Raw genomic sequence first — 16,240 nt, forward strand, 5'->3', positions numbered from 1 at the left:
CTGAAAAGCAGGGGCTGCGCCCCTTGCTTTTCAGGGCCGCGGGGCCGTGGTCTTTCAGGCCCGCAGGGCCTGGTCTTTCAGGGGCGCGGGGAACTGCGCGAGAAGCCCCACCGCACCCGCACCCGACAACGCACCCCGGCCCAGCGAACCCGGAGGCCCTAGTGGACGGAGTGCTCCTCCAGCGGGAACGTGCCGCCCACGACGTCCTCGGCGAACGCCTTCGCCGCGTCACCCATGACCGTACGGAGATCCGCGTACTTCTTGACGAACTTCGGCACCCGCCCGCCCGTCAGCCCCAGCATGTCCGTCCACACGAGCACCTGCGCGTCCGTCTCGGCCCCGGCACCGATGCCGACCGTCGGAATGTGCAGCACCCGCGTGACCTCAGCCGCCAGCTCCGCCGGAACCAGCTCCAGGACCACCGCGAACGCGCCCGCGTCCTGCACGGCCTTGGCGTCGCGCAGCAACTGCTGCGCGGCCTCCTCGCCGCGCCCCTGCACGCGGTAGCCCATCGCGTTGACGGACTGCGGCGTGAGGCCGATGTGGGCCATCACGGGGATGCCGGACTCGACCAGCAGCTCGATCTGGCGGTGCGACCGCTCGCCGCCCTCCAGCTTGACCGCGCCGACCCCGGCCTCCTTGACCAGCCGGGTCGCCGAGCGCAGCGCCTGCACCGGGCCCTCCTGGTAGGAGCCGAAGGGCAGGTCGCCGACGATCAGGGCGCGGCTGGTGCCCCGGACGACGGCCGCGGAGAGCATGGTCATCTCGTCGAGGGTGACGGGCACGGTCGACTCGTACCCGAGGTGGCAGTTTCCCGCGGAGTCGCCGACGAGCATCACCGGGATGCCGGCCTCGTCGAAGACGGACGCGGTCATCGCGTCGTAGGCGGTGAGCATGGGCCACTTCTCGCCGCGTTCCTTGGCGAGGGCGATGTCCCGGACGGTGATACGGCGTGTGCCCTTGCCCCCGTACAGCGCCTTGCTGCCGTCGGAGGGCTTCGTCTGGGCAGCCGAAAGCTGCGTCATCGCTCCAGCTCCTTCATGTCATCTCGAGGCACCCTGACGGTGTCCCCGGACCACGTCCATGGTGGCACCTAGGACGGGACAGGGCCAGAGCGGGTACATGTGACCGTGCAGGCATACAGCACGTAAGAGCCGGGTAAAAGATTTACGATACGAGACGGTCCCGTATCGAAATAGGTCTAGGGTCGACGACATGACTACCGCAGTCCCTGACTCCCGCATACCGGCGGCGGTGCACCGGCGCCGTTGGGTGATCCTCGGCGTGCTGATGCTGAGCCTGCTGATCGTGGTGCTCGACAACTCGATCCTCAATGTCGCCATCAAGACGATCTCCACCCCGGAGCCCACCGGGCTCGGCGCCACCCAGAGCGAGCTGGAGTGGGCGATCAACGCCTACACGCTGGTCTTCGCGGGGCTGCTGTTCTCCGCCGGTCTCCTCGGCGACCGTCTCGGCCGCAAGAAGGTGCTGCTCGGCGGGCTCGTCGTCTTCGGCATCGGCTCGGCGCTGGCCGCCCTGTCGGGCTCCCCGGGCGAGCTGATCGCCTTCCGCGCGGTCATGGGCCTCGGCGCCGCCTTCGTGATGCCCGCCACCCTCGCCGTCCTGATGAACGTCTTCGAACGCGACGAGCAGCCCAAGGCCATCGGCATCTGGGCGGGCGGCGTCGGCCTCGCCATCGCCATCGGCCCGATCACCGGCGGCCTCCTGCTCGACCACTTCTGGTGGGGTTCGGTCTTCCTGATCAACGTGCCGATCGTCGCCCTCGCCCTCGGCCTGATGATCTGGCTGGTCCCCGACTCGCGCGACCCGGACCCCGGCCGTATCGACCCCGTCGGCGTCCTGCTCTCCGTGGTCGGCCTCGTCCTCCTCGTCTACGGCATCATCCGCGGCGGCCAGCTCGCCGACTTCACCGACGCCACGGTCCTCGCGCCCAGCCTGGCCGGCCTCGCGGTCCTCGCCGCCTTCGTGGTCTTCGAGAAGCGCAGCGACCACCCGTCCATCGACATGGACTTCTTCAAGAACAAGGTGTTCTCCGCCGCCATCGGCGTCATCGGCCTGGTCTTCTTCGCGCTGATGGGCGTGACGTTCTTCTCCGTCTTCTACACCCAGACCGTCCGCGGCTACTCCCCGCTCCAGACCGGCCTGCTGATGCTCCCGCTGGCCGTCGCGCAGCTGGTCTTCGCGCCCCGCGCCCGCCTCGTCGTCGACCGCTTCGGCAACAGCGCGGTGTGCACGGCCGGCATGATCCTGATCGCCGCGATGCTGGCCGCGTTCGCCGTGCTGGACGGGGACACCCCGATCTGGATCCTCGAAGTCGTCTTCTTCTTCATGGGTGTCGGCATGGCGCATGTGATGACCCCGCTCAGCGTCGTCGTCATGCAGGCCCTGCCCCGCGAGAAGGCCGGCTCGGCGTCCGCGCTCAGCAACACCTTCCGGCAGGTCGGCGGCGCCCTCGGGATCGCCGTCCTCGGCTCGGTGCTCTCCACCGCCTACCGCACGGGCATCGAGGACGAGCTGCCCGCCGGCGCCCCGCACGCCGCCGCCGAGTCCATCGAGGCCACCCTCGGACTCGCCGCCCGGCTCGGCGAGCGGGGCGAGGCCCTGGTCGCCCCGGCCCACGACGCCTTCCTGCACGCCATGCATGTGACCGCCCTGTGCGGAGCCGGCATCGCCCTCCTCGGCGCGGTGGCCATGGCGGTGTTCCTGCCGGGACGGCCGAAGGGCGGGCAAGAGGGCAAGGAGGAGACGGAGTTGGTGACCGCCGACCACTGACGGAGAATCGGACCGACGCGCGAGTGGGGCGAACCGGCCCACGAGTGAGCCGGACCAGCACACGAGAGACGGAGTCGACCTTGAGCCTCGCCGAGAGCCACGCCGGAGACGGCCGGGTCCGGGACGGCAGCCCCGTACGCGGACGGCCCCGCAGCGAGGCCGTGGAGCGGTCCATCATCGAGGGCGTCATGAAGCTCCTCGAAGAGGGCGTGCCGCTCGCGGAGTTGTCGATCGAGCGGGTGGCCCGCACCGCCGGCGTCGGCAAGGCGACCATCTACCGCCGCTGGAGCGGCAAGGAGGCACTCTTCGTCGACGTGCTGCGCGCCGCCGAACCCCCCGACCCGGTGCTGCCCGGCACCTCCATGCGCGACGACCTGGTCGTCTTCCTGGAGGCGGCACGCCGGCGCGGGCTGCTCAACCGGCCCTCGGCGATCCTGTACAACGTCATCGCCCAGATGAAGAGCAGCCCCAAGATCTGGGACGCCTACCACGCGGACGTCGTCGCCCCCCGCCGCCGGGCCCTCGCCGCCGTCCTGCGCCGGGGCCGGGACAACGGCGAACTCCGCCCGGACGTGGACATCGACCTCGTCGGCGACCTGGTCTTCGGCCCCATGCTGGTCCGCACCGTCATGCGCCCGGACGCCCCGCTCCCTGAGAACCTCGCGGAGAACATCGTCGACACGGTCCTCGAAGGGCTCCGCCCTCCTGACTGACCGTCGGGCCGTCGCGGTGGCGCTCCGGCGGCCTGCGAAGTGGGTCACAGCGATGTGCGCGTTTCGTTACAGACGTCGGGCCCTGTCCGCCGGTTCGGAACTCCGAACAGCGGGTTGTGCGTCCTTGCTCCCGTACGGCCGCCCGGTGACGGCGGGAACGAAGGCGATCATCCCCTAGGGTTTTGAGAGCGCGGGGGGACGAAGTGCACGGCAGGCAGTGAGGCGACGGTATGGCGCAGGCGTACATGACGGAGACGGGCGGCGGCGCAGGGCAGGGCCGCGAACGATCCCGGTTCCGGCGCCTGTTCGGCCGCCTCTTCGGCGGGTGGAGAGGAGACCGGCGGATCTGGCGGCGCGGCATCGTCCTCGCGGTCCTCGCCGTACTCGTCGCCCTGGTGATGGTGCTGCACGCCCAGGTCCCCAACACCGTGGGCAACCTGGGCAGTCTGACCGAGACGTTCCTGCCCTGGTTCGGTCTCGCGATCCCGCTGCTGCTGATCCTCGCCCTGGTGCGCAGGTCGGCGACGGCGCTCGTCGCGCTCCTGGTGCCGACCGTCGTCTGGCTGAACATCTTCGGCGGACTGGTCACCAGCAAGACCGGCACCGGCGGCGACCTCGCCGTCGTCACCCACAACGTCAACGCGGACAACGCCGACCCGTCCGGCACGGCCCGTGAGGTCGCCGCCTCCGGCGCGGACGTGGTGGCGCTGGAGGAACTCACCGAGAACGCGGTGCCGGTGTACGAGAAGGCGCTCGCGGCGACCTACCCGTACCACGAGGTCGTCGGCACGGTCGGGCTGTGGAGCAAGTACCGGATGAGCGACACCGAGGCCGTCGACATCAAGCTCGGCTGGGAGCGCGCGATGCGGTCGACGGTGGCGGCACCCGGCGGGCCCGTCGCCGTCTACGTCGCCCATCTCCCCTCGGTGCGGGTGAAGCTGGAGGCCGGATTCACCGCCCGCCAGCGCGACAAGAGCGCCGACGCCCTCGGCGAGGCCATCGCCGACGAGCCGATCCAGCAGGTCGTCCTCCTCGGCGACCTCAACGGAACCATGAACGACCGCGCCCTGAACGCCGTCACCGCCCAGATGCGCTCCACCCAGGGCGCGGCGGGCAGCGGCTTCGGCTTCAGCTGGCCGGCGTCGTTCCCGATGGCCCGGATCGACCAGATCATGGTCCGCGGCATGGAACCCAGGGCGTCCTGGACCCTGCCGGAGACCGGCAGTGACCACCTGCCGATCGCGGCGCGCGTGACGACGGAGACGCCGGGCGGCTGACGGCGCGGAGGCCGACGCGGGTGACGATCGACACGTCCGGGGGCTGACGGCGCAGGTGGGGCCGGGGGAGCGGGGCAGAGGAATAGGTCCCGGTTCGAGTTTGTTCCGTCAATGAACATACGATGGAACGGAACCGATTCCTTCCTTTCCTTCCCTCTGCCCTCCTGCACCCTTTGAAAGGTCTCTCCGCCATGCCTTTGGCCCTGCTCGCTCTCGCCGTAGGCGCCTTCGGAATCGGCACGACCGAGTTCGTCATCATGGGCCTGCTCCCCGAGGTCGCGGCCGACCTCGGCATCACGATCCCCGCCGCCGGCCACCTCGTCTCGGCCTACGCGCTCGGCGTCGTCATCGGCGCCCCGCTGCTCGCCGCGGCCACCGCCCGGATGCCCCGCCGCAAGGTGCTGATCGGGCTGATGCTCCTCTTCGTCGCCGGCAACGCCCTCTCCGCGCTCGCCCCCGACGAGCAGTGGCTGCTCGCCGCCCGCTTCCTCAGCGGCCTGCCGCACGGCGCCTTCTTCGGCGTCGGCGCGGTCGTCGCGACCGGCCTCGTGGCGCCGGAGCGCAAGGCCCGCTCCGTCTCGCTGATGTTCCTCGGCCTGACGATCGCCAACGTCGCAGGCGTCCCGGCCGCGACCCTCGTGGGCCAGCACTTCGGCTGGCGGATCACCTTCCTCGGCGTCAGCGCGATCGGCCTCGCCGCCATCGCCTCCCTCGCCCTCCTGCTGCCGGACGACCGGGCGGAGCACCACTCCTCGGGCCTGCGCGGCGAACTGGGCGCCCTGCGCTCCCTGCCCGTCTGGCTCGCCCTCGGCACGACCGTCGCCGGCTTCGGCGCCCTCTTCTCCGCCTACAGCTACATCACGCCCATGCTCACGGACTCCGCCGGGTACGCCGAGACCAGCGTGACCATGCTGCTCGCGCTGTTCGGCGTCGGCGCGACCATCGGCAACCTGGCCGGCGGCCGCCTCGCCGACCACTCCCTGCGCGGCACCCTCTTCGGCGGCCTGGCGTCCCTGATCCTCGTCCTCGGCCTCTTCCCGGTCCTCATGGCCGCGCAGTGGAGCGCCGCCCTGGCCGTCCTCCTCCTCGGCGTCGCCGCCTTCGCCACCGGCTCGCCGCTCCAGCTGATGGTCATGGAGAAGGCCGCCGCCGCCCCCTCCCTCGCCTCCTCCGCCAACCAGGCCGCCTTCAACCTGGCCAACGCGGGCGGCGCCTGGATCGGCGGCCTCGCCCTGACCGCCGGCCTCGGCACGACGGCCCCGGCGACCGCGGGCGCGGCCCTCGCACTGATCGGCCTCGCGGTCGCGGCGGTGTCCTACGCCGTCGACACCCGCCGGACACCCACCCCCGCCCCGCACCGCGGCCGCGTGGTGGCGTCCCATGTGCCGGAGGAGTCGGAGTCGGTGCGCGTGGGGGCGTAATCGCCTCGCCCGAGGGCCGCCGCCGGATCTACGCTCCCGGCCATGACCACACAGGGCACGTCCGACCGGCCGCCGTTCGCTCCGAGCGGGGCGGGGCCGGGGATCAGGCAGGAGACCGCCGACGACCACCGTGGGGTGCGCGAGGTCCATACGCGCGCCTTCGGTGACGACGAGCGGATCCCCGGGCTCGTGGAGGCGCTGCGCGCCACGGCCGCCGCGACGCCACCGCTCTCCTACGTCGCCACCGTGGACGACCGGATCGTCGGACACGTCCTGCTGAGCGCGGCGCGCCTGGACGCCCCGCGCCGGATCGTGGACGTGCTGACCCTGTCGCCGCTCGGCGTGCTCCCCGAGTTCCAGCGTCAGGGCATCGGCACCCGGCTCGTCGCGCACGCCCTCGCGGCGGCGGACGGCCAGGGGGTGCCGCTGGTCTTCCTGGAGGGGGCACCGCACTACTACGGCACACGCGGCTTCGAGGGCGCCGTCGCGGCGGGCTTCCGCTCGCCGTCGCTGCGCATCCCCGAGGCCGCGTTCCAGGTCGCCCGTCTCTCCGCCCACGAGCCGTGGATGACGGGCACCTTCGTCTACTCGGACCTCTTCTGGGCCTTCGACTGCGTCGGCCTGCGCGACCCGGAGGCCTGAGATCCGGAGCCCGGAGCAGCCCGGAGTCCGAACCGGCCCGGAGGCCTGAGGTGCCCGAAGTCTGGAGCAGCCCGGAGGCCCGAGCGGCCCGGAGCCCTGGGGTGCCCGGAGCCCTGAGTTGCCCGGACCCCTGAGTTGCCCGGACCCCTGGGGTGCCCGGAGCCCGGAGCAGCCCGGAGTCCGAACCGGCCCGGTGGCCTCAGGTGCCCGGAGTCCGGAGCAGCCCGGAGGCCCGAGCGGCCCGGAGCCCTGGGGTGCCCGGACCCCTGAGGTGCCCGGAGGCCTCAGGTGCCCGAAGTCTGGAGCAGCTCGGAGTCCGGAGCGGCCCGGAGCCCTGGGGTGCCCAGAGCCCTGAGTTGCCCGGACCTCTGGGGTGCCCGGAGGCCTCAGGTGCCCGGAGTCCGGAGCAGCCCGGAGTCCGGAGCGGCCCGGAGTCCTGGGGTGCCCGGACCCCAGGGGTGCCTGGAGGCCTGAAGGTCCCCTCAGGCCTTGACCCCGCGCCTACGCCCGCTCGCGCCACCGGTTCGTGATCGGCAGCCGGCGGTCCTTGCCGAAGCCCTTCGGGGAGATCTTCGTGCCCGGCGGGTACTGGCGCCGCTTGTACTCGGCGGTGTCGACCATGCGCAGGGTCTTGACGACCAGGTCCCGGTCGAAGCCGGCGGCGACGATCGCGTCGGCGCCCTGGTCGCGGTCGACGTACAGCGCGAGGATCGCGTCCAGGACCGGGTAGTCCGGCAGGGAGTCCGTGTCGACCTGGCCGGGGCGCAGTTCCGCGCTCGGGGGCTTGGAGATGGAGTTCTCCGGGATCGGCGGGGTCTGGCCCCGCTCGGTCGCCGCCCGGTTGCGCCACTCCGCCAGACGGAAGATCGACGTCTTGTACACGTCCTTGATGGGGCCGTACGCGCCCACCGAGTCGCCGTACAGCGTCGAGTACCCCACCGCCAGCTCCGACTTGTTGCCGGGCGCGAGGACGATGTGGCCCTCCTGGTTGGAGATCGCCATCAGCAGCGTGCCGCGCAGCCGCGACTGGAGGTTCTCCTCGGCCAGCCCCGTCAGCTCGGTCGAGGACATGTACGCGTCGAACATCGGCTCGATCGGGATGGTGCGGAAGTTCAGACCCGTCCGCCGCGCCAGCTCCGCCGCGTCGCCCTTGGAGTGGTCCGACGAGTACTTCGACGGCATGGACACGCCGTAGACGTTCTGCGCGCCCAGCGCGTCGCACGCGATGGCGGCGACCAGCGCCGAGTCGATGCCGCCGGAGAGTCCGATCAGGACGGACGAGAAGCCGTTCTTCGCGGCGTACGCCCGCAGGCCCACCACCAGCGCCGAGTACACCTCCTCGTCGTCGTCGAGGCGGTCCGCGTACCCGCCGGCCAGCTCAGGCTCGTACGCGGGCAGCGGCTCCTCGGAGAGCACGAGCCGGTCGATGCGCAGCCCGTCGTCCACGACACCGGTCACGGGGTCGGCGGCGGCCGCCGGGAGGTCCAGGTCCAGGACCACGCACCCCTCCGCGAACTGCGGCGCCCGCGCGACCACTTCGCCGTGCTTGTCGACGACGATCGAGTCGCCGTCGAAGACCAGCTCGTCCTGGCCGCCGATCATCGCCAGGTACGCGGTCGTGCAGCCGGCCTCCTGGGCCCGCTTGCGCACCAGTTCGAGCCGGGTGTCGTCCTTGTCGCGCTCGTACGGCGAGGCGTTGATGGAGAGCAGCAGCCCGGCCCCGGCGGACCGGGCGGCCGGGACGCGGCCGCCGTCCTGCCAGAGGTCCTCGCAGATGGCGAGGGCGATGTCGATGCCGTGCAGCCGCAGCACCGGCATGGTGTCGCCGGGCACGAAGTAGCGGAACTCGTCGAACACGCCGTAATTGGGGAGGTGGTGCTTGGCGTAGGTGAGCGCCACCTCGCCCCGGTGCAGCACCGCGCCCGCGTTCCGGGGCGCCCCGGCCGGCTGGCCGTACTTCGGCGCGGCGGACTCGGAACGGTCGAGGTAGCCGACGATCACCGGCAGCTCCCCGAAGCCCTCGTCGGCGAGCCGCGCGGCGAGCGCCTTCAGCGCGGCACGGGAGGCCTCCACGAAGGACTGGCGCAGCGCGAGGTCCTCGACGGGGTACCCGGTCAGCACCATCTCCGGGAACGCCACCAGATGCGCTCCCTGCTCGGCTGAGTGCCGGGTCCAGCGGACCACCGCCTCGGCGTTCCCGGCGAGATCGCCGACGGTCGAGTCGATCTGATTCAAAGCGAGACGAAGTTGAGGCACGCGGCCCAGTGTAATCGTCAATGCGACGCAATGGGGTGTGGGGCGCCCCACGTTCACGGCGCCCCACACCCCGTCGCGGTCCTACCGGCGGTACGACTCCACGTACCCCTTGGCCGGCGACCCGACCCCGGTCACGTCGTCGTACCCGCGCACCGCGTGCAGCGAGCTGTCGGCGCCCAGCGTGCGGACGGAGGTGGCGAGCCCGTCGCCCGCGTCGTACTGGTTGACGAAGTCCACGCGGGCCACCGCGAGCCCGGCGCCGCCGGTCGGCCGGTCCGTGACGTCGTGGAACACCTTCGCGCCGTACCCCGAGGCCGCGTACCGGGCGTAGATCGCCGGGTTGGCGAAGCCCAGCGGACGGCCGCCGTGGGCCTCCTGGGCCAGCGCCTGCACACCCGCCATGACCGGCGCGGCGAGCGAGGTGCCGCCGATCCGGTACTCGTCGTACGCCTGCCCACCCGTGGGCAGCGACTGGGTCTGCCCGATCAGGAACCCGGTGTTCGGGTCGGCGACCGCCGCGATGTCCGGCACCGTCCGCATCGGCACGGCCCCGTTCGCCGTCGCGAGCGCCTTCGGTACGACACCCCGCTGGTAGAAGGGCTGCGGCACGGTCCGGCTGGTCCCGCCGCCCGCGCCGGAGGTGAAGGCGCCGGGGAAGTCCGTCCAACTCCCGCCGTCGTCCGCCAGGGTGGCCTTGAGGGTGCCCCAGCCGGTCTCCCACAGGTACGCGTCGCCCTTGCCGACCGCCAGCGACGTACCGCCGACCGCCGTCACCCACGCCGAGTTCGCCGGGGTGTCGACCTGCTTGGTGCCGGTGTTCGCGACCTCGTCTCCGTCGTCCCCGGATGAGAAGTAGAAGCCGATGCCCTCGACCGCGCCCAGCTGGAAGACCTGGTCGTAGGCGGCGGCGAGGTCAGGGGTCTGGTTGGCCTCGATGTCGCCCCAGGAGTTGGAGACGATGTCGGCGAGATGCCCGTCGACGATCTTCCCGAGCGCGTCGAGCAGATCGTCGTCGTGGCAGGACGCGGCGCCGACGTACGTGATGTCCGCGGCCGGCGCGACCGCGTGCACGGCCTCGACGTCGAGGGTCTCCTCGCCGTACCAGCCGGACGCCGAGCACTCCTCGGTCGCCGTGTACGTCTTCGGCAGCACCTGTCGCAACTGCCCGCCCCGGTAGGCCGGGTCACCGTGCCGGCTCGCGTAGGTGGCCGCGTCGGAGGCGATGGTCGGCGAGGCGTACGCGTCCGTGACGGCGACCCGCACCCCCTTGCCCGTACGGCTCCCCGCCCCGTACGCCGCCCGCAGCTGCTTGCCCGTGTAACCCTTCACCGCGTACGGGATCTTCGTGCCGTACGCGTCGGGCAGCGTGCTCGCGGTGTTCGAGCCGTAGTACGAGGAGAAGGGGCCGGCGTTGCGGAACACCGTGTCCGGCGGCGGGAGTTGGTCGTCGTGGGTGGCCCGGTGGGGTGCGGTGTCCAGACCGGTCACGGTCAGCACGGCGCCGTCCAGGCCGGCGGGCGCGGAGGCCGTTTTCGCCGGGGCACGGTAAGTGTGCTTGCCCTTGCGGTAGTTGTGCAGCTGGGTGCCGAAGGCGCGCTCGGCGGCGGCGACGTCACCGGTCACCGACAGGTAGCGCCGGTTCGTGCCGGTGACGGTCAGTCCGGCGCCCTTCAGCCATGCCGTCACCGCCTTCACCTGCGCCCCGGTCGCCCCGAAGCGGGCCTGCGTGCGCGCGGCGCTCAGGAACCTCCCGTACGACGGGGACGACGGGTCGGACACGGCCTCGGCGTACGCCGCCAGCCCGGCGGCGTCACGGCCGGCCAGATAGACGCGCGCGGAGACCTTGGAGCTGTTCGTGGTGGCCCCCGCGTCGGCCTCGGCCGTGGCCCACGCGGGTCTGGTGCCCTTCAGCGTGTCCCGGCCGGGGCCCGGCGGGACGGTCGAGGCGTGTGCGGCGGGGATGCCGAGCACGAGCACACCGGCGGCGAGCAGCGCGGCACGCCCGGACCTCTTGGTTCGCATGGATGAACCCCCTGGAATGCGGTTGCCGCAACTCTCGCGATGAACCGTTCATGCCAGGGAATTCCACCGGGCACGGCTGCCCAAAGAACCCGTCAAGCGAATGTATCGCCGCCCCAAGGGACCGTATGCGCAAGGGAATCGCGGCATACGTCCCCGGGGCCGCGCGAACCGCGACGGAGCGTCAGGACCGCGGCGCGGCGCCCCGCTCCTTCAACATGCGCGTCATCAAGGAGATCTCGGACTCCTGGGCGTTCACCATGCCCTGGGCGAGCTTCTTCTCGACGCCGACCGTGCATGTGGAGACACAGCCCTCCGCCATGTGGATGCCGCCCTTGTGATGGTCGGTCATCAGCTGGAGGAAGAAGATCTCGGCCTGCTTGCCGTTCAGCTTGCCGAGCTTGTCCATCTCGGCGTTGGTGGCCATGCCCGGCATCAGCGCCCCGTCCTCGCCGGACGCCATCCCCTCCATGCCCATCCAGGCCATCGGCTTCTGCGACGACACCTTCGGCAGGCCCCACAGATCCAGCCAGCCGATCATCATGCCGCGCTGGTTGGCCTGCGTCTGCGCGATGTCGTACGCGAGCCGCCGGACCTCCTCGTCGTCCGTCCGGTCGCGGACGGTGTACGACATCTCGACGGCCTGCTGGTGGTGGACGGCCATGTCCCGGGCGAACCCCGCGTCGGCGGAGTCGGCGGCCGGGGTCTTCAGCCCGGATTCGTCACCGTCGGCGACCGCGTAGGTGATCGCCCCGGCCGCGACGAGCACGGCCGCGGCCCCGGAGGCGATCCAACCGATGTGCTTCATGCTTCCCACTGTGCCAGTGCCGCCGTCGCTAGGAGATGCCGTTGGTGCAGGCGGCACCCGGCTCGGGTGTCTGCTCGCCCTGGACGTAGCTCTCGAGGAACTTGTCGACGTTCGGGTCCTTCGCACTGGTCACCGTGCGCTGGTGGCCCCACGCGCTGAGCATGATCGGGTCCTTCTGGTCCTCGACCGGGCTCATCAGCGTGTACGGGGTCTTCTTGACCTTCTCCGCGAGCGCCTTGACGTCGGCCTCGGAGGCCTTGCCGTTGTACGTCACCCAGACCGCCCCGTGCTCCAGCGAGTGCACGGCGTTCTCGTTCTTGATCGCCTTGTCGTAGACGTCGCCGTTGCAGTTCTGCCAGACCGGGTTGTGGTCGCCGCCCACCGGGGGCTCCATCGGGTACTTCACGTTCTTGGTGACGTGGTTCTGGGTGAGCTTGGTGCTCCAGGTCTTCACGCCGTCCGAGCCGGTCTCCCACTTGCCGTTCGACTTGGAGTCACTGGCGACGCTGTCGCTGCCGTTGTCGTCGGACTGCGAGCGGATCAGGACCGTCCCGCCCACGACGAGGCCGGCGACTATCAGCACGCTGGCGCCGATCGTGAGGATCCGGTTCCGGCGCTCACGGGAGCGCTCGGCACGGCGCATCGCCTCGATGCGCGCCTTGCGGTCCCCGCTGCTGTTGGTCTTGGCGGCCATGGGATGTGTCCTTAGTGGGGGATGGGTCGGATGGGACGGTCGGATCGACTGATCGTAAGTTGATCCGCTCCCTCTCGTAAACGAGGGATCCCGTCTCCCATGCTGCCCCCCGGCCACGGATGCCGCCCGGCTTTCGGGGCAGGCGTGACGGACGCCCGGCGGATGTCCGTCCACGTGGGCGTTACGGATGTCGGCGCGAGCAGGCAAGATGGGCGGCAGAGCGGTTGAGCGGCGGAGCGAGCGGTACACCTGCCGTACGCCGGGCGTTCAGCGGGACGTCCGAATGCCGATCAAGGTGCGCAACGCGCACGAAATGGTGTTGTGGTGGGATGCTCAGGTGCCCGACCGCCTCCCGTGGCTCGGGAGCAAGGCGGCCTGACCAGCAAGGAATGGGTGGAAGCGGAAGATGGACAAGCAGCAGGAGTTCGTGCTCCGTACGTTGGAGGAGCGCGACATCCGTTTCGTACGCCTGTGGTTCACGGACGTGCTGGGCTTCCTGAAGTCCGTGGCCGTGGCCCCCGCCGAGCTGGAACAGGCGTTTGACGAGGGCATCGGCTTCGACGGCTCGGCCATCGAGGGCTTCGCCCGGGTGTACGAGTCCGACATGATCGCCAAGCCGGACCCGTCGACCTTCCAGGTCCTGCCGTGGCGCGCGGAGGCCCCCGGCACCGCCCGGATGTTCTGCGACATCCTCATGCCGGACGGCTCCCCGTCCTTCGCGGACCCCCGGTACGTGTTGAAGCGGTCCCTGGCCAAGGCCTCCGACCTGGGCTTCACCTTCTACACCCACCCCGAGATCGAGTTCTTCCTGCTGAAGGACAAGCCGGTCGACGGCTCCCGCCCCACCCCGGCCGACAACTCCGGCTACTTCGACCACACCCCGCAGAACGTCGGCATGGACTTCCGCCGCCAGGCGATCACCATGCTGGAGTCCATGGGCATCTCGGTCGAGTTCTCCCACCACGAGGGCGCCCCCGGCCAGCAGGAGATCGACCTGCGCTACGCCGACGCGCTCTCCACCGCCGACAACATCATGACGTTCCGCCTGGTCATGAAGCAGGTGGCGCTGGAGCAGGGCGTCCAGGCGACGTTCATGCCCAAGCCGTTCTCCGAGCACCCCGGCTCCGGCATGCACACCCACCTCTCCCTCTTCGAGGGCGACCGGAACGCGTTCTACGAGTCCGGCGCGGAGTACCAGCTCTCCAAGGTCGGCCGCTCCTTCATCGCGGGCCTGCTGAAGCACGCCGCCGAGATCGCCGCCGTGACCAACCAGTGGGTCAACTCCTACAAGCGCATCTGGGGCGGCTCCGAGCGCACGGCGGGTGCCGGCGGCGAGGCCCCGTCCTACATCTGCTGGGGCCACAACAACCGCTCCGCCCTGGTCCGCGTCCCCATGTACAAGCCCGGCAAGACGGGCTCGGCCCGGGTCGAGGTCCGCTCCCTGGACTCCGGCACGAACCCCTACCTCGCCTACGCCATGCTGCTGGCCGCCGGCCTCAAGGGCATCGAGGAGGGGTACGAGCTGCCGCCGGGCGCCGAGGACGACGTCTGGGCCCTCTCCGACGCGGAACGCCGCGCGATGGGCATCGAGCCGCTCCCCCAGAACCTGGGCGAGGCGCTCTCCCTCATGGAACGCAGCGACCTCGTCGCCGAGACCCTCGGCGAACACGTCTTCGACTTCTTCCTGCGCAACAAGCGCCAGGAGTGGGAGGAGTACCGCAGCGAGGTCACCGCTTTCGAGCTGCGGAAGAACCTGCCGGTGCTGTAGGGGCAGGGCCGCCGAGCCTTTTGTGGCGGCGAGTGAACGGGGCCCGCGGTTGTCACCGCCGGCCCCGTCCCCGTTCCTGTCGTGGCCGCTCCGGACGGGATCGGGCCCACCTCGTGGATGCCCGCAGGCTCACGCGTACCCGTGGTACGCCTTGTGGACGCCGTAGGCCTCGATGAAGCCCTGGATCGCCTCCAGGTCGAAGCCGGCGGACCGCCACTTCGCCTTGTTGCCGTCGAGGTAGCGAAGGTCGACCCACGTGGAGACGGCGGCCGACGAATCGGAACTGGCCACCCGCAGCCTCATGTCGGCCACGTCCTGGAAGACGACGATCTTCAGCGGCTTGCGTTCGCTGATGTACTCGACGGCGTAGTCCGGCGTGATCACCAGCAGTGGGTCCGGATCGTCCGATGTGCCGTGGAAGAAGCCGGACAGCTTGCCCCGCCTCTTGGTGAACACACGCCAGTCCGCCGGCACGGGACCCCGGCGTGCCTGCCACAGAATGGTGAGCGGATCCGTCATGGCACCTCCGCACGGCAGAGACGTCCCTCCGAAAATTCTCCGCTCGGGGACGGACGCACGCCACTTCACCCCGCTGCAGGCCCTAGCGGATCACGCGGTGGCGGAGGTAGACGACCTTCGAGGCGAAGGTGCGGGTCTCGACCAGTTCGAGGTCCAGCCGGTGTTCGTCGCGGGGGAAGAAGGGGATGCCGCCGCCGACCAGTACCGGGTAGACCATGGCCCGGTACTCGTCGATCAGGCCCGCGTCGGACGCCTGGGCGGCGAGGGTCGCACCGCCGATCGCGATCTCGCCCTCTCCCGGCTCCGCGCGCAACCGCTCGATCTCCTCGGCCAGGCCGCCGGAGGCCAGGCGGGCCCGGCCCTCCACCGCCGACAGCGTCCTGGAGAACACCACCTTCGGCAGCGGGTTCCAGAGCGCGACCCACTCCCGCTCCGCCTCGCCGAGCGCGGGGTCCCGGGCGGCGGTCTCCCAGTACAGCATCGTCTCGTACAGCCGCCGTCCCATCAGGTGGACGCCGACGCCCCGGATCTCGTCGATCCAGAAGCGGAAGATCTCCTCGTCGAACCCCGGCCAGTCGAAATCGCCGTCCGGCCCGACGATGTAGCCGTCCAGGGAGACGCTCATCGAATAGGTCACGCTGCGCATCAGGAGCCTCCTCGGTGACGGATCCGACAGTACGGCCACCGGACGCCCGCCGCTCACCGGTTCGGGAGGCGGCCCGTCCCGGAGCGCGCGGTGCGCGGACCGTCCAGCGCCGGGGGCAGCGGGTAGACGCGTTCGGGCGGGAACAGGCGCTGGGCCTTCGCGGTCTGCCCGGACTGCATCAGGGCGGCGGCCTTGCGGACCTGAGGGGTGAGGTCCGTGAGGTCCACCACCCACTCGTCGGTGAAGGTCCGGATCAGCCGGCGGCCGATGCCCACCTGGATGCTGTAGTGGTTCAGCGCGGCCCCGCGCGCCGAGCGCTCCGGGTCCCACTGGACATGGACGTCGGCGCGGGCCACCGCCGCCGGATCCGCCGTCGTCGGCACGGCCCGCGACAGCGCCTCCTCCCACCCCGCACGGGTGATCCGCACCGCCAGCACCCGCTCCTGGCCGGGCTTGCGGGCCCAGTAGCTGCGGTGCATCAGCCACAGGAACGACGGCTTGATCCACGTCATCCGGCGGAACGAGAACGGCTCGACGAAACGGCCGGCCCGCAGCGCCGCGTCGGCGATCGCGGGTGCGTACGCCTGGTACACCACGATCGTGCGGGCGTCGTGGTCGGCGCGGATCTCGTACGGGGGAGCCATGCGCGGCACCCTGCCAGCCGCCGGGCGGCGGCCGCGAGCG

General features: G+C 71.1%; 14 protein-coding genes. 6 read left to right on the forward strand and 8 right to left on the reverse strand.

Translation table 11 applies throughout. From position 1 onward, the window contains the following. Window positions 1-158 precede the first annotated feature (158 nt). Window positions 159-1,025 (reverse strand): 3-methyl-2-oxobutanoate hydroxymethyltransferase, encoded by an 867-nt coding sequence (gene panB / locus HW837_RS37645; protein WP_045562832.1) that lies wholly within the window; start codon window positions 1,023-1,025, stop codon window positions 159-161. A gap of 190 nt (window positions 1,026-1,215) precedes the next feature. On the opposite strand from panB, the gene HW837_RS37650 reads away from it, so the two are divergent. The 5 genes from HW837_RS37650 (at window position 1,216) to HW837_RS37670 (ending at window position 6,846) form a co-directional block, all read left to right on the forward strand. Further along, on the forward strand, window positions 1,216-2,793 hold the full coding sequence (locus HW837_RS37650; protein ID WP_045562833.1) for an MFS transporter: 1,578 nt from the start codon (window positions 1,216-1,218) through the stop codon (window positions 2,791-2,793). Window positions 2,794-2,873: 80 nt separating this feature from the next. Further along, on the forward strand, window positions 2,874-3,506 hold the full coding sequence (locus HW837_RS37655) for a TetR/AcrR family transcriptional regulator (RefSeq protein WP_045562834.1): 633 nt from the start codon (window positions 2,874-2,876) through the stop codon (window positions 3,504-3,506). Window positions 3,507-3,736: 230 nt separating this feature from the next. Beyond that, complete coding sequence (locus HW837_RS37660) at window positions 3,737-4,783, forward strand: endonuclease/exonuclease/phosphatase family protein (RefSeq protein ID WP_045562835.1); 1,047 nt, start codon at window positions 3,737-3,739, stop codon at window positions 4,781-4,783. A 191-nt stretch (window positions 4,784-4,974) separates the two neighbouring features. After that, window positions 4,975-6,204, forward strand: a complete 1,230-nt coding sequence (locus HW837_RS37665; protein WP_045562836.1) for an MFS transporter — start codon at window positions 4,975-4,977, stop codon at window positions 6,202-6,204. Between the two features lie 42 nt (window positions 6,205-6,246). Next, a complete protein-coding gene (locus HW837_RS37670; protein WP_193381690.1) occupies window positions 6,247-6,846 on the forward strand; it encodes a GNAT family N-acetyltransferase in 600 nt (199 codons plus the stop codon). 501 nt (window positions 6,847-7,347) lie between these two features. Here HW837_RS37670 and HW837_RS37675 read toward each other — a convergent pair. The 4 genes from HW837_RS37675 to HW837_RS37690 form a co-directional block, all read right to left on the reverse strand. Next, window positions 7,348-9,102 carry an NAD+ synthase gene (locus HW837_RS37675; RefSeq protein ID WP_093792661.1) on the reverse strand — a complete coding sequence of 585 codons (1,755 nt, stop codon included), beginning with the start codon at window positions 9,100-9,102 and terminating at the stop codon, window positions 7,348-7,350. A gap of 81 nt (window positions 9,103-9,183) precedes the next feature. Further along, window positions 9,184-11,124: a S53 family peptidase gene (locus HW837_RS37680; protein ID WP_193381691.1), complete on the reverse strand. Its 1,941-nt coding sequence runs from the start codon at window positions 11,122-11,124 to the stop codon at window positions 9,184-9,186. A 181-nt stretch (window positions 11,125-11,305) separates the two neighbouring features. Continuing rightward, the gene (locus HW837_RS37685; protein ID WP_045562840.1) at window positions 11,306-11,929 is read right to left on the reverse strand and encodes a DUF305 domain-containing protein; all 624 of its coding nucleotides are present in this window, start codon (window positions 11,927-11,929) and stop codon (window positions 11,306-11,308) included. Window positions 11,930-11,957: 28 nt separating this feature from the next. Further along, window positions 11,958-12,623, reverse strand: a complete 666-nt coding sequence (locus tag HW837_RS37690) for a DUF3105 domain-containing protein (RefSeq protein ID WP_093792665.1) — start codon at window positions 12,621-12,623, stop codon at window positions 11,958-11,960. Window positions 12,624-13,029: 406 nt separating this feature from the next. On the opposite strand from HW837_RS37690, the gene glnA reads away from it, so the two are divergent. Continuing rightward, entirely contained in the window at window positions 13,030-14,391 is a 1,362-nt protein-coding gene (gene glnA, locus HW837_RS37695) for a type I glutamate--ammonia ligase (RefSeq protein WP_045562842.1), read from the forward strand. A 129-nt stretch (window positions 14,392-14,520) separates the two neighbouring features. Here glnA and HW837_RS37700 read toward each other — a convergent pair whose 3' ends face one another. From HW837_RS37700 to HW837_RS37710, 3 genes are all read right to left on the reverse strand, one after another. Next, window positions 14,521-14,910, reverse strand: a complete 390-nt coding sequence (locus HW837_RS37700) for a hypothetical protein (protein ID WP_045562843.1) — start codon at window positions 14,908-14,910, stop codon at window positions 14,521-14,523. 82 nt (window positions 14,911-14,992) lie between these two features. Further along, window positions 14,993-15,556, reverse strand: coding sequence for a dihydrofolate reductase family protein (locus HW837_RS37705; RefSeq protein ID WP_045562844.1), 564 nt, complete (start codon window positions 15,554-15,556; stop codon window positions 14,993-14,995). A 53-nt stretch (window positions 15,557-15,609) separates the two neighbouring features. Continuing rightward, window positions 15,610-16,200 (reverse strand): DUF4291 domain-containing protein, encoded by a 591-nt coding sequence (locus HW837_RS37710; protein WP_093792667.1) that lies wholly within the window; start codon window positions 16,198-16,200, stop codon window positions 15,610-15,612. Between the last annotated feature and the right edge of the window lie 40 nt (window positions 16,201-16,240).

It is taken from the genome of Streptomyces caniscabiei (genome assembly GCF_014930365.1).
GTDB lineage: Bacteria > Actinomycetota > Actinomycetes > Streptomycetales > Streptomycetaceae > Streptomyces > Streptomyces caniscabiei.

Excerpts from the sequence above, each read along its gene's own strand:
- panB (WP_045562832.1), bottom strand. The coding sequence starts at position 1,025 with ATGACGCAGCTTTCGGCTGCCCAGACGAAGCCCTCCGACGGCAGCAAG.
- HW837_RS37650 (WP_045562833.1), top strand. The coding sequence starts at position 1,216 with ATGACTACCGCAGTCCCTGACTCCCGCATACCGGCGGCGGTGCACCGG.
- HW837_RS37660 (WP_045562835.1), top strand. The coding sequence starts at position 3,737 with ATGGCGCAGGCGTACATGACGGAGACGGGCGGCGGCGCAGGGCAGGGC.
- HW837_RS37665 (WP_045562836.1), top strand. The coding sequence starts at position 4,975 with ATGCCTTTGGCCCTGCTCGCTCTCGCCGTAGGCGCCTTCGGAATCGGC.
- HW837_RS37670 (WP_193381690.1), top strand. The coding sequence starts at position 6,247 with ATGACCACACAGGGCACGTCCGACCGGCCGCCGTTCGCTCCGAGCGGG.
- HW837_RS37680 (WP_193381691.1), bottom strand. The coding sequence starts at position 11,124 with ATGCGAACCAAGAGGTCCGGGCGTGCCGCGCTGCTCGCCGCCGGTGTG.
- HW837_RS37685 (WP_045562840.1), bottom strand. The coding sequence starts at position 11,929 with ATGAAGCACATCGGTTGGATCGCCTCCGGGGCCGCGGCCGTGCTCGTC.
- HW837_RS37690 (WP_093792665.1), bottom strand. The coding sequence starts at position 12,623 with ATGGCCGCCAAGACCAACAGCAGCGGGGACCGCAAGGCGCGCATCGAG.
- glnA (WP_045562842.1), top strand. The coding sequence starts at position 13,030 with ATGGACAAGCAGCAGGAGTTCGTGCTCCGTACGTTGGAGGAGCGCGAC.
- HW837_RS37700 (WP_045562843.1), bottom strand. The coding sequence starts at position 14,910 with ATGACGGATCCGCTCACCATTCTGTGGCAGGCACGCCGGGGTCCCGTG.
- HW837_RS37705 (WP_045562844.1), bottom strand. The coding sequence starts at position 15,556 with ATGCGCAGCGTGACCTATTCGATGAGCGTCTCCCTGGACGGCTACATC.
- HW837_RS37710 (WP_093792667.1), bottom strand. The coding sequence starts at position 16,200 with ATGGCTCCCCCGTACGAGATCCGCGCCGACCACGACGCCCGCACGATC.